Here is a 12,442-nt window from a genome sequence, read left to right as displayed (position 1 = left end):
ACTATTTTCTCAATTCCCCGATTATTTTTTCCAGGTCTTCACTTAAGGTAATAATACCAATAGGGGATTCATCCCTTCTGCCGTTTTCAGTGATAATCAAGGCAATCACTATATTCGGCGTGCCCAAACTATCCACAAAACATTCTCTCGCGGTCACAAAATCCGTGTCTTTTTTGATGACCCGAAAATTTTTGAGCCGGGAGATGCTGCCCAATAAGTTTGCGATGGTGGAAGATTCCAGGTCAGGTGTTACTATTTCTTCCTGATGAATGGCTCCCACCCAACGGGCGATGGCTTCAAAATCCATCAAGCCAATGATAAAATCCTCTTTGAGTATGGGGGCTTGACTGTAGTCTTTCTCGATCATGGTCTGTAGGACATCGAGTACCTTGTCCTCAGGAGTGATACTGAAGACCGGACTTAAAAAATACTCACTGACCAGTGGAGGTTCAAGCAACATCTTGGCGATTTTCTCTATTTCCCTGACCACATCTTCCCTTGGATCTGCCACGGGTCGGCCTTCTTTTCTCTCCGAATGGATGATGGCATTGCGCAGGTTACCAAACAACCTCAATTCATCCCGATATTGCCGGATCATCGGATCCTGATAGCTGGCATCATCCACCATGGTAAAAAAACTCAGGTAGGTCTTGGAATCCTTGTTCCGGCGAAGGTGGTTTTCAATTTGGTTAAAAGCCTGGATAAAACGCTCTGCTTGGTTCATGGTGTATTGATTTTTTTAAAAATACAAAACTCATTATGGTTCACAACTTGGGTCATCTGTCTTCCGTCTGGAGGTACAAGGAAAAAAGGTAATCGTATCAACAAATCAAGCCCTTTGGTTTCTAGAAACCAATTCATATACCTGCCTCCCGATTTCCAGTTCCTCGTTGGTAGGAATGACCAGGATCTTGGTTTTCGAATCTATGTGGTTTACTTCCCTTACCTGTGCATTGCTGACTTTGTTTTTTTCCGGATCGAGTTCCAAACCGTAAAAGTCCATGTCCTCGCATACCAAAGCCCGCATGTCTGCATCATTTTCGCCCACTCCTGCAGTGAAAACCAAGGCATCCAACCCATTCATCACAGCGGTGTAGGCGCCAATGTATTTTTTGATGCGATAGGCATAGAGTTCATAGGCGAGTTTGGCTGCAGCATCTCCTTGGGCCATGGCTTTTTTCACATCCCGCATGTCACTGTGGCCACATAGGCCTTGAAGACCTGACTTTTTATTGAGCAGTTCATTTACTTCTTTGGCAGAAAATCCTCTCTCCTGAATGAGATGAAAGATGATCGAAGGATCCAGGTCCCCACATCGGGTGCCCATCACCAAGCCTCCCAAAGGCCCCAAACCCATGCTGTGGTCAATCGATTTCCCGGATTGGACTGCCGTCATGCTGCAGCCGTTGCCCAGGTGGATGGTGATCATTTTGGCTTTGGGATTATCAAGGTATTTTCCCGCTATACGTGATACATATTGGTGGCTCGTACCATGAAATCCATATGCTCTGATACCCAAATTGGCATAAAGATGCTGGGGAATGGCAAAGCGGTAAGCTTTTTGGGGCATGCTTTGGTGAAATGCCGTGTCAAAAACAGCAACCTGTTTGGCCTCAGGGAAAATTCTCTGGGCTTCATTAATCCCCAACAGGTTGGGTGGATTGTGTAAAGGGGCCAAGGTGGTAAGATCTTGGATTTTTTGCTTTACCGCATCATTGATCAGGGTGGTGACAGAAAATTCCTCCCCACCATGCACTACTCTATGACCAATGGCCATTACTTCCCCCCTCGTATTTAGCACTCCCTTTTCAGGATCCAAAAGCAGTTCAGTAACAACCAACAGGGCAGCCTTGTGGTCAGGGATTGCCTGTTCTGATTGATGTTTTTTTTCGCCCGTGTCAAGGTAAGTTTTATGCACCAAGCTCGATTTTTCCAAACCGATCCGGTCTACCATTCCACTGCACAAAGGAGCCTCCTCCGGTAGATCAAACAATTGGTATTTCAGCGAACTGCTCCCCGAATTTAAGACCAGAATTTTCATTATTTAATGTTTACTTGGTTTTGAAATTGTAAAATAAGCCTTGAAAACCACACCCCCTTAATCCTAATTCCCAATTCGTAATTCCCAATTCGTAAATCGTAAATCGTACATCGTACATCGTAAATCCATATTATCCTTGAGCCTGAATCGCTGTAATGACAACCGTATTGAAAATATCATCCACTGTACAACCCCTACTCAGGTCATTGACGGGTTTGTTAAGACCCTGCAGCATGGGGCCGATGGCGATGGCCCCTGTTTCCCGTTGCACCGCCTTATAAGTATTGTTTCCTGTGTTCAGGTCCGGAAAGATCAATACGGAAGCTTGGCCTGCAACTTCTGAGTCCGGCATTTTTTGTCTTCCGGTCTCGGGATCGACAGCGGCATCGTACTGTATGGGACCTTCTACCAGGATATCCGGTCTTTTTGACTTGACCATTTCAGTGGCAAGCCTGACTTTTTCCACCTCTGCCCCGGTGCCTGAACTCCCCGAGGAATAGGACAGCATGGCCACTCTGGGTTCTATGCCAAATTTCTGACTGGTATCAGCTGAAGAGATCGCTATCTCAGACAATTCCTCCGCAGTGGGATCCACATTGATGGCACAGTCCCCGAATACCATCACCCGGTCTGCCAAACACATGAAAAATACTGAGGAAACCAAAGAGACACCCGGTTTGGTCTTGACAAATTGTAGGGCAGGCCTGATGGTATGTGCAGTCGTATGAACAGCACCGGAAACCATCCCATCAGCATGGCCTTGGTATACCATCATCGTACCGAAATAACTTACATCTGTCATCAGGTCTTTGGCTACCTGAAGGGGCACATTTTTGCCTTTTCGAAGTTCAAAAAGGGCGTTGGCATAAGCCTCAAAATGAAAAGAGTCCAGTGGATTGATGATTTGATGGTTTTCTTTGTCCAGCTGCAGCCCCAAACGGTTGATTTGCGTCTGTATCTCTTCCACATTCCCCAGAAGTGTGATTTTTACGATGCCCTGTTTGATCAGCCTTTCTGCTGCTCTTAGAATTCTTTCATCCTTTCCTTCCGGCAATACAATATGTTTCTTTTTGGTCTTGGCCCAAGTGACCAACTGGTATTGGAACATCCTTGGCGTCAGGGTCTCTGATTTGAAAGTGGCCAGTTGCTTATCTAATGCTTCCACATCCACATATTTTCTAAATGCATGGATGGCAGAATGGATTTTTTCTGGATTGTCTGGAGTGATTTTGGAATGTATATCCGCCACCTTGGTGGCAGCAAAGAAAGAACCGTCTTCCACCATCATGATAGGAACCAAAGTGTCCAATCCTTCAATGAGTTGGATGACAGACTCCGCAGGCTGAAATCCTCCTGACAGCACCAATCCGGCTATTTTGGGATAATTTTTTGAAAGATTGGCTTGGAGGGAACTCATGATGATATCTGCCCTGTCTCCAGGGGTGACGATCAGCACATTGGGCTTTAGATGGGTCAAAAAATTAGATACTTGCATGGCGCCAAAAATAAAATGATCCACCCGGTTTTTAAGAAACTCTTCTCCAAAGAGCATCTTTGCATCAAGGTGCTTTTTTACCTCCAACATGGTAGGGCTTTTAAGTTCCTGAATGGCAGGTATTATGGCAAGTAATGTATCTTTTTTTAATTGGGGCTTGAGGTTTTCCTGAACTTCCTTTACCTGGGCCGGATCCACCTTGTTCACTACCACGGCAAGCACTTTGATTTTTCTTTGCAGAAAATTTCTCAAAGTAACTATGGCATTCAGGGTGATTTGGGAAACTGTTTTGTTGTCTCCCCGGATCACAATAATGACAGGAGAGCCGAGATTTTTGGCAATGGTAAGGTTGGCATCAAACTCAAAAGCAGTACCTTCTCCTAAGAAATCACTACCCTCTATGATGGTGAAATCATACTTGGATTCTTTAGACTTGAATTTACCGATGATGGCATCAATAATCTCTTCCTGACGCCCTGTTTCCACCATCATATTGGCCTCGTCACTGGTGTAAGCATAGGTGTCTTCATAAAGCAGCGGAAGCTGAAAATGATGGATCAGCGTTTCAATATGCCCGTCTTTTTTTTGGTTTGGATGGTGCCTGATGATGGGTTTGAAATAACCGATTTTTTGGGCTTTGGACATCAACATGTCCACCAAACCAAGGGCGACTACTGATTTTCCACTGAAGGGTTCGGAGGTGGCGATGAAAATATTCTTGTTGGATTTCATTCTAAAAAGGTTGCTTCCAACAAAAATAAGGATTATTGGCTTGGCCCCTATCGTTTTAAGAAACTAATGATTGAAAGAATATGAATTTAAATCCGCCATTACATCCATGCAGATTTTCATTAGAAAAATCACTTAAGACATCCAATGTAGGATTTGCAACCTCTTAAATCTCTGTTTGTAACTTGGTGACAAGCTTTCTGTCGGCAGCTTTATCCAAGCTTACGTTAATTTCGAAGCAAATGAGGATGATATAAGAGGTGATCAAAAGCCATAGCATGACTGCAATCATGGCACCGATGGAGCCATATAATCTATTGTAGGTGGCAAAATTGTTCAAGTAATAGCTGAATCCGTAAAAAGCCAGTGTGATAAGCAACCCGGCGGTAACAGAGCCTACAGAGAAGAATCTCCACTTGTCGTGCACAGCGGGAGCAAACCTGAAAATAAATGCTGTAGCAATCATAAACAGTAAAAGCAAAGCAAAAAACCGAAGGAAAGCCACCAGAAAATAGGAGAAATTATTGGGAACAAGGCCCAAATCGGTAAAGTAAACCAGAAATCTCCCTCCAAAAATCATGACCAATACCGCCGCACAAATGCTTAAGACCAATATTAAAATCAAGCCAACGGCAATCAAACGGGTAATGAAGAAACTTCTGTTTTCTTTGGTCTTATATACTGCATTGAATGAGGACATCAAAGAAACTATGCCATTGGTTGCAAGGAATAAGGCCAAAAAGAAACCAAAGGAAAGTAGCCCCTGTCTGGGTTTACCCACAATATCCTCAATGGTGGCCTCCGCTTCCTCATAGATGCTTTTAGGGATAAATTGTTCGATGAACATCAAGATGTTTTCGGTAGTCAATTCCGGAAAAAAAAATTCGATGTAGGGTATGGTGTTCAATAAAAACAGAATCAAGGGAAAAAGCGCAACGGTAAAATTGAAAGCCACAGCACTGGCTCGCTCACTGATTTCATCCTTTTTGATTTGTTGTATGAAGATTTTGGTTACATCATAGACATTCTGGTCAGGATTGCCAAAATGAATGTGGCGGAGCGCAATTTGGGCTTTTTTATCCCAAATTTTAACTTGCTTTTTGATTCTTTCTCTTACCAAAATGAATTCATTTTTAGTTGAAATAAGGTTGAAGCAAGGCTATCAAATAAGCCGGAGGCCGGCTGGGTTTATGGGTCTCTTTTTTGAGGAAGGTCAGGGTAGTTGTTCCTGTTGTAATCAAGTCATTGGTTTCATTGAAAACTTCATAGGAAAACTTGATGCGGATGCCTGGCATTTCATTAATCTGTGTTTTGATGGTCAACAGTTCATCGTATTTCCCGGGCTTTAGGTATTTGATATTGGATTCCAATACTGGCATGATGATGCCTTCTTCTTCCATTTGCCTGTAGGAATAGCCGGCACTTCTAAGCGCTTCAACCCTAGCGACTTCAAAATACATGGCATAGTGTCCATAATAGACATATCCCATCTGATCGGTTTCCGCATAACGTACCCTTAGACTGGTGCTTGCCTGAAACATCATTTATAAACTTTAGCAGTGTTCAAAGCCTGCTGATAGCGCCTGGCATTATTCAGGTGATCAGTCAGGTTCGTGGCAAAGTTGTGGTATCCGGAGAAATCCTCTCTTGCACAGAAATAAAGATAATTATGTTCCTGGTAATTCAAAACCGCATCCAATGCCGAAATTTCAGGCAAATTGATGGGTCCCGGAGGCAATCCGGTAAACCGGTAGGTATTGTAAGGACTGTCAACCTCTTTATGGACATTCAGCACCCGCTTGATGCTAAAATCGCCCAAGGCAAACACCAATGTGGGATCTGCTTGGAGGGGCATGTTTTTTTGTAGCCGGTTCAGGTAAACACCCGCGACCAAAGGCCTTTCATCCGACTTATTGGTTTCTGCCTGTACAATGGAGGCAAGGGTAGCGACTTCGGTTTGTGACATGCCCAATCTGCCTGCCAGGATCTTCCGATCATCGGTCCAAAATTTTTGATATTCAGAATGCATCCGGTCAAAAAGCGCTTCAGGACTCGTGGTCCAATATACCTGATACGTATTGGGAATGAACATGCTCATCACCGTCTCAGGCTCAAAACCAAATTTCATGATGTACACACTGTCCTGAAGTAGGGTAAGAAACTGTTCCTGAGAAATTTCCAGATTTTTGGTGATTTTGTCGGCCAAGTCTTCCTTGGTGCGCACATTGTTAAAAGTAATGTTGAGGGGCGTTTGGATTCCCGACCGGAGCACTTTGACAAGCTCTCGGTTGGTCAGCCTCGGTTGGATAGTATATAGCCCGGGTTTCACATTTTCCTGATAATCCATCAATTTAGCCACAAAGCTGAAACTCACTACATCCCCAATGATGTCTTGTTTGATCAAGAGATCAGTCACCTGCTGGAAAGTGGAATGACTGGGGATTTTGAGTAATACAGGTTCTTCCTTGTCAGTCAATACATTGGGGCTGAAAATTACCTGATAAATGTAAAAGGAAAATGAGGTCAATAATACTGAGGCAGCCACTACTGCAACCAGGTATCTTTTTTTATTTTTTGTTGTAATCATGCGTGCTTGTCCTCTGCATAAGAAGTTGGTGCAAAAATAGGTAAATTTGTGGAAATTATTTTCCGGACACTTAGTGTCAATGATTTTCAACTCCAAAGTTTTTACCCTACTTTGCCTAAAACAACAACGCAAAAAGCATGGAATTGATTTTGGCAGCCGTGATTACAGGACTGATTCTTTTATTCTTGGCAGGAATATGGATCAATTTTCAGCGCAGGGAAAGACGACTTACTGCTTCCTTAAAAATTGCGCAAGATGAGCTCAATGCCTTCAAGATGGGTAAGGCGATGGCTGAACAAAAAGCCCAATCGGCTGAAAACAGGGGCAAAGAGTTGGCTTTTGAGTTCCAGAAGTTTCAGGAAATGATGGAAAAGGAAAGGGATGACCATTTTGAAACCAAGCATCAGCTGACATCGATCAGGATCGAAAAGCAATTTTTACAGGAGAAACTTGAAAAGCAAACTAGAGATTTGGAGGAACTTGGATCCAAATTCAAACAGGAGTTCAAATTATTGGCAACAGAGATATTGGAGGAAAAGTCTTCCCGATTTACCAAACAGAACAAGGAAAACCTGGACAACTTGCTTAGCCCGATCAAAGCCCAATTTCTTGAATTCAAAAAGACGGTGGAAGAAACCTATGATAAGGAATCCAAAGAGCGTTTTTCACTTCAGGACAAAGTAAAGGAATTGGTCATCCTCAATCAGCAGATTTCAGAAGAGGCCAAAAACCTCACCAAGGCCCTGAAAGGCAATACAAAAACCCAAGGAAATTGGGGTGAAGCCATTCTAGAAACCATTCTGCAAAATTCAGGATTGGAAAAAGGGCAACATTACGAAGTGCAAGCTTTTCTTAAGGATGGAACAGGCCAATTTATTCTTGGTCCGGATGGGAAGAAAATGCAGCCGGACGTGATCATTCACTATCCTGATGACCGGAAAGTGATCATTGATGCCAAGGTGTCTTTGATGGCCTATGAGCAGTATTTCAATAGCGAGGGGGAAATCGAAAGACAGACAAGTATAGCAGCACACCTCAAATCCATCAAAAACCATGTGGACAACCTTGCATCCAAGCAATATGAAGGTTATGCCAAGGTTTTGGATTTTGTGATCATGTTTGTACCGGTGGAAGCCGCCTACATCGCAGCAGTCCAATCGGATCCCTATCTTTGGGAATATGCCTACAAGAAGAGGGTCTTATTGATCAGCAGCAGCAACCTGATCGCTGCACTTAAGATGATCAAAGACCTTTGGGTGAGGGGAGATCAGGAAAAAAATGCCTTGGAGATAGCGGAAAGAGGCGGAAAACTTTATGATAAGTTTGTAGGTTTCTTAGGAAGCCTGGAAGACATTGGCAAGCACCTTCAACATTCCCGTAACAGTTATGATAATGCCATGGGACTCTTGAAGGATGGCAGTGGCAACCTAATCGGACAGGTACAAAAGCTACAGAAACTCGGGGCAAATGCCAGAAAATCCATTCCTGAGAAATTTTTGAATGAATAGGCAGCGGTTCTTTTCATGGCATTCATTTAAAATTGACTACTTTTATAGCAGTCAAAACCAAATCTTTTGCTTCAATGCCTGCCGAGTTTATCCGTATTTATCCTGAAAACCCTGATCTTCGAAGAATTCTCCGTGTGGTAGAAGTCCTGAGAAATGGAGGAGTGATCATCTATCCCACTGATACGGTGTATGGGATGGGGTGTGACATTTACAACCAGAAATCTGTAGAACGCATTTGTCAGATCAAGGGCATCAAACCTCAAAAACACAATTTTTCTTTTATCTGCTATGACTTAAGCAACATATCAGATTACACAAGGGTGATCAGCACCCCGGTTTTCAAAGTGATGAAAAAGGCCTTACCGGGTCCTTATACCTTTATCCTGAATGCAAACAACAATGTACCCAAAATTCTTAACAGTAAAAAGAAGACCATAGGCATTAGGGTTCCTGATCACAGCATACCAAGGACCCTAGTGAAAGAACTAGGAAGACCCATCCTGACTACTTCCATCAACGATGAAGACGAGGTGATTGAGTACAGTACAGATCCTGAATTGATTTATGAGAAATTCAAAGACTTGGTGGATGTGGTCATCGACGGTGGTTACGGAAATAATGTTGCTTCAACGGTTTTGGATTGTACCGGAGATGAGATAGAGGTAATTAGACAGGGTTTAGGAGAATTTGAAGAACTGTTATAAATGTAATGAAAGAGACACTTTTTTAGAATTATTTAAAGAGTACCTCGTTTTTTTTATCATCTACTTGTTCGTAAAGATAAATATCTATAATTTACCTCAATAAGATGATTGTTGACCTTTTCTATTTGCCACCATTGGAATTTTTTGTGGCCATTATGGACCAGAAATTGATCTATGTGGAAGCCTGTGATAGGTACGATAGGCAGAGTTTTAGGAATAGGACCCGAATATTGATGGCCAACAAGGTAGAGACTTTGAGTATTCCAGTCTCAGGAGGAAGAAAAAAGTTGTCTTATAAAGACATTAAAATAGATAATCACCAAAAATGGCTGAATAACCACCTGAGGGGAATTCAGAGCGCTTACGGTAAATCACCTTTTTTTGAGTATTATTTTCCCTATTTTGAGAAAATATATTTGTCAAAAAAGGCATTTCTTTTTGACTTTAACCTTGACTTGCTGACAGTTTGTCTGAAATTGTTGGGCATGAGTGTCAAAATTAGAGAAACAGTGGTGTTAGAACCCAAAAAGACCCAAGATGACCTTCGTGGAATGATTCATGTTAAGGAAGGATTTGAACAAAGAACTATCTACAGTCCGACATCGTATATGCAAATGTTTGGCGCAGACTTTGTACCTAATCTGAGCGTGATCGATCTTTTGTTTTGTGAAGGACCCAATTCCGCTGACATATTGGTTCAATCAAAAAAAAATGATTGAACAAACATCAAAAGGATTGTGTTTTTAAAACAAATTCGGTAACATTAGTAGTAGAAATGAAATATTTAAGAAAGGTTATAAATGGAAGCGAAATTTTCAAATAGAGTTAAAGAGGTGATCTCACTCAGCCGTGAAGAAGCTTTGCGACTGGGCCATGATTACATTGGCACAGAACATCTCTTGCTGGGAATGATCAGAGAAGGGGAGGGAGTTGCTGTTTCCATATTGAAGAAATTGGGCGTACCACTGGACGAGTTGAGAAATTCAGTGGAAAGGGCTGTCAAAGGCACCGCCAACCACAATGTAAAAAATCTGGCCAATATTCCTTTGACCAGGCAATCTGAAAAGGTGTTAAAAATCACCTATCTCGAAGCAAAAATTTTCAAAAGCCAACTTATCGGTACTGAGCATCTTTTGCTTTCCATCCTTAGAGATGAAGACAATATCGCCACACAGATTTTGAATAAGTTTGACACCAATTACGATTCTGTAAAAGAAATGCTAGAATTTCAAACTGACCAGACCCCACGTTCAGGTCCTGAGGCAGATGATGCGGATGAAGAAGGTTCCAAATTGTTTGGGTCTTCAGGAAGTTCCGGTTCTGCTTCTAAAACCACTCCAGAAAAATCGAGGACTCCTGTTTTGGATAATTTCGGAAGGGATCTTACCAGAATGGCTGAGGACGACAAACTTGATCCCATCATAGGTAGAGAAAAAGAAATTGAGCGTGTGGCGCAAATTCTTTCCAGAAGAAAGAAAAACAATCCAATATTGATAGGTGAGCCAGGGGTAGGTAAAACTGCTATTGCAGAAGGCCTTGCTTTGAGGATCATCCAGAAGAAAGTTTCCAGAGTACTCTTCAACAAAAGGGTAGTTACCTTGGATCTTGCTTCGCTGGTTGCCGGAACAAAGTATAGGGGACAGTTTGAGGAAAGAATGAAAGCTGTCATGAATGAATTGGAGAAATCACCCAATGTGATTCTTTTCATTGATGAGTTGCATACCATTGTGGGGGCCGGAGGGGCCAGTGGTTCCCTGGATGCTTCAAACATGTTCAAACCTGCTTTGGCAAGGGGTGAAATTCAATGTATTGGAGCCACCACTTTAGATGAATACAGACAATACATAGAAAAAGATGGTGCCTTAGCCAGAAGGTTTCAGATGGTCATGGTGGATGCCACTTCCCCTGAAGAAACCATTCAAATTCTCAACAACATCAAAGACAAATACGAAGACCATCACAATGTCATCTATACGGATGAGGCCATAGATGCCTGTGTGAAATTGTCAGACCGTTATATATCGGATCGCTTCCTTCCCGACAAAGCCATCGATATCCTTGATGAAGCCGGAGCAAGGGTACACATCAATAATATCCACGTTCCGGATGAAATCCTGAAGTTGGAAGAGGAAGTGGAAGAAATCAAACTGGAGAAGAATAGGGTGGTCAAAAGCCAAAAATATGAAGAGGCTGCCCAACTTCGTGACCGGGAGAAAAAATTGCTGGAGCAACTGGAAAATGCCAAAACCAAGTGGGAAGAGGACAGCAAGACCAAACGCTACACCGTAGAGGAAGACAATGTCGCCGAAGTGATTGCCATGATGACTGGCATACCTGCAAGAAGGGTTGCTCAAAATGAAGGGGTAAAGCTCCTCAACATGAGCGAAGAGCTCAGAGGTAGTGTAGTCGGACAGGATGAGGCCATCAAAAAATTGACAAAAGCCATACAAAGGACGAGAGTAGGTCTAAAAGATCCCAAAAAGCCCATAGGTTCCTTCATTTTCCTTGGTCCTACCGGTGTGGGGAAAACTGAATTGGCCAAAAAATTGGCTTCTTACTTATTTGATAAAGATGATGCCCTGATTAGGATCGACATGTCTGAGTACATGGAAAAATTCAGCGTCTCCCGACTTGTAGGGGCACCTCCAGGCTATGTAGGTTATGAAGAAGGTGGACAGCTTACTGAAAAAGTTAGGAGAAAGCCGTATTCAGTGGTATTGTTGGATGAGATAGAAAAGGCACATCCAGACGTTTTCAATATCTTATTGCAGGTATTGGATGACGGAATCCTGACCGATGGATTGGGTAGAAGAGTCGATTTCAGAAATACAATCATCATCATGACTTCCAATATTGGAGTAAGAGACCTCAAGGACTTCGGTGCAGGTATTGGATTTGCAGCCAAAGCCAAGCAGGACAACATGGATGAAGTGATGAAGTCTACCATTCAAAGCGCTTTGAAAAAAGCCTTTAGTCCGGAATTCCTCAACAGATTGGATGATGTGGTGGTCTTTAATTCTCTACACAAAGAACACATCCATCAAATCATTGACATCAGTTTGAAAAAACTGTTCAGCAGAATCACGGATTTGGGATATCAAATAGAGTTGACCAAAAAAGCCAAAGATTTCTTATCCGAAAAAGGGTACGATCAGCAATATGGAGCAAGACCTCTTAATAGGGCCATCCAGAAATATTTGGAAGATGCTGTTGCAGAAGAAATCCTAAAAGGAGAACTTTCTGATGGCGATGTGATCAAAGCGGATTATCCTGGTGAAGGGGATGAATTGATCATTACCGTAGATAAAAAAGAAAAAGCAGACTGATAGCACTCAGTTGTCGTACAGAAAAAGCGGTCTTTTTGACCGCTTTTTTTTT

10 protein-coding genes are annotated in these 12,442 nt (G+C 42.5%); 4 read left to right on the top strand and 6 right to left on the bottom strand.

The window, feature by feature from the left end; translation table 11 throughout:
- Position 1: 1 nt before the first annotated feature.
- The 6 genes from H1A14_RS13390 to mltG all read right to left on the bottom strand — a co-directional run bounded on the left by H1A14_RS13390 (position 2) and on the right by mltG (position 6,852).
- Positions 2 to 724: a CBS domain-containing protein gene (locus H1A14_RS13390; RefSeq protein ID WP_194776770.1), complete on the bottom strand. Its 723-nt coding sequence runs from the start codon at positions 722 to 724 to the stop codon at positions 2 to 4.
- 105 nt (positions 725 to 829) lie between these two features.
- On the bottom strand, positions 830 to 2,041 hold the full coding sequence (locus H1A14_RS13385) for an acetate/propionate family kinase (RefSeq protein ID WP_194776769.1): 1,212 nt from the start codon (positions 2,039 to 2,041) through the stop codon (positions 830 to 832).
- A gap of 130 nt (positions 2,042 to 2,171) precedes the next feature.
- Positions 2,172 to 4,268 carry a phosphate acetyltransferase gene (gene pta / locus H1A14_RS13380; protein ID WP_194776768.1) on the bottom strand — a complete coding sequence of 699 codons (2,097 nt, stop codon included), beginning with the start codon at positions 4,266 to 4,268 and terminating at the stop codon, positions 2,172 to 2,174.
- A 163-nt stretch (positions 4,269 to 4,431) separates the two neighbouring features.
- Positions 4,432 to 5,385, bottom strand: a complete 954-nt coding sequence (locus tag H1A14_RS13375) for a YihY/virulence factor BrkB family protein (RefSeq protein WP_228527774.1) — start codon at positions 5,383 to 5,385, stop codon at positions 4,432 to 4,434.
- Between the two features lie 13 nt (positions 5,386 to 5,398).
- Positions 5,399 to 5,806 carry an acyl-CoA thioesterase gene (locus H1A14_RS13370; RefSeq protein ID WP_194776809.1) on the bottom strand — a complete coding sequence of 136 codons (408 nt, stop codon included), beginning with the start codon at positions 5,804 to 5,806 and terminating at the stop codon, positions 5,399 to 5,401.
- Positions 5,806 to 6,852: an endolytic transglycosylase MltG gene (mltG, locus tag H1A14_RS13365; RefSeq protein ID WP_194776767.1), complete on the bottom strand. Its 1,047-nt coding sequence runs from the start codon at positions 6,850 to 6,852 to the stop codon at positions 5,806 to 5,808. Before mltG ends, H1A14_RS13370 begins: the two co-directional genes overlap by 1 nt.
- 137 nt (positions 6,853 to 6,989) lie before the next feature.
- Between mltG and rmuC the strand changes: the two genes are divergently transcribed.
- The 4 genes from rmuC (at position 6,990) to H1A14_RS13345 (ending at position 12,390) form a co-directional block, all read left to right on the top strand.
- On the top strand, positions 6,990 to 8,360 hold the full coding sequence (rmuC, locus tag H1A14_RS13360; RefSeq protein ID WP_228527773.1) for a DNA recombination protein RmuC: 1,371 nt from the start codon (positions 6,990 to 6,992) through the stop codon (positions 8,358 to 8,360).
- Positions 8,361 to 8,434: 74 nt separating this feature from the next.
- Positions 8,435 to 9,064, top strand: a complete 630-nt coding sequence (locus H1A14_RS13355; protein ID WP_194776807.1) for an L-threonylcarbamoyladenylate synthase — start codon at positions 8,435 to 8,437, stop codon at positions 9,062 to 9,064.
- A 104-nt stretch (positions 9,065 to 9,168) separates the two neighbouring features.
- Entirely contained in the window at positions 9,169 to 9,783 is a 615-nt protein-coding gene (locus H1A14_RS13350) for a WbqC family protein (protein ID WP_194776766.1), read from the top strand.
- A gap of 81 nt (positions 9,784 to 9,864) precedes the next feature.
- Positions 9,865 to 12,390, top strand: coding sequence for an ATP-dependent Clp protease ATP-binding subunit (locus H1A14_RS13345; RefSeq protein WP_194776765.1), 2,526 nt, complete (start codon positions 9,865 to 9,867; stop codon positions 12,388 to 12,390).
- The last annotated feature ends 52 nt before the right edge of the window (positions 12,391 to 12,442 follow it).

This window comes from Pararhodonellum marinum (assembly GCF_015354735.1).
Taxonomy (GTDB): Bacteria; Bacteroidota; Bacteroidia; order Cytophagales; family Cyclobacteriaceae; genus Pararhodonellum; species Pararhodonellum marinum.
The sequence above is the reverse complement of the archived record's forward strand: the minus strand, read 5'-3'. Positions and strand labels throughout refer to the sequence as shown.

Coding starts and splice junctions, on each gene's coding strand:
- H1A14_RS13390 (WP_194776770.1), bottom strand. CDS start 724: ATGAACCAAGCAGAGCGTTTTATCCAGGCTTTTAACCAAATTGAAAAC.
- H1A14_RS13385 (WP_194776769.1), bottom strand. CDS start 2,041: ATGAAAATTCTGGTCTTAAATTCGGGGAGCAGTTCGCTGAAATACCAA.
- pta (WP_194776768.1), bottom strand. CDS start 4,268: ATGAAATCCAACAAGAATATTTTCATCGCCACCTCCGAACCCTTCAGT.
- H1A14_RS13370 (WP_194776809.1), bottom strand. CDS start 5,806: ATGTTTCAGGCAAGCACCAGTCTAAGGGTACGTTATGCGGAAACCGAT.
- mltG (WP_194776767.1), bottom strand. CDS start 6,852: ATGATTACAACAAAAAATAAAAAAAGATACCTGGTTGCAGTAGTGGCT.
- rmuC (WP_228527773.1), top strand. CDS start 6,990: ATGGAATTGATTTTGGCAGCCGTGATTACAGGACTGATTCTTTTATTC.
- H1A14_RS13355 (WP_194776807.1), top strand. CDS start 8,435: ATGCCTGCCGAGTTTATCCGTATTTATCCTGAAAACCCTGATCTTCGA.
- H1A14_RS13350 (WP_194776766.1), top strand. CDS start 9,169: ATGATTGTTGACCTTTTCTATTTGCCACCATTGGAATTTTTTGTGGCC.
- H1A14_RS13345 (WP_194776765.1), top strand. CDS start 9,865: ATGGAAGCGAAATTTTCAAATAGAGTTAAAGAGGTGATCTCACTCAGC.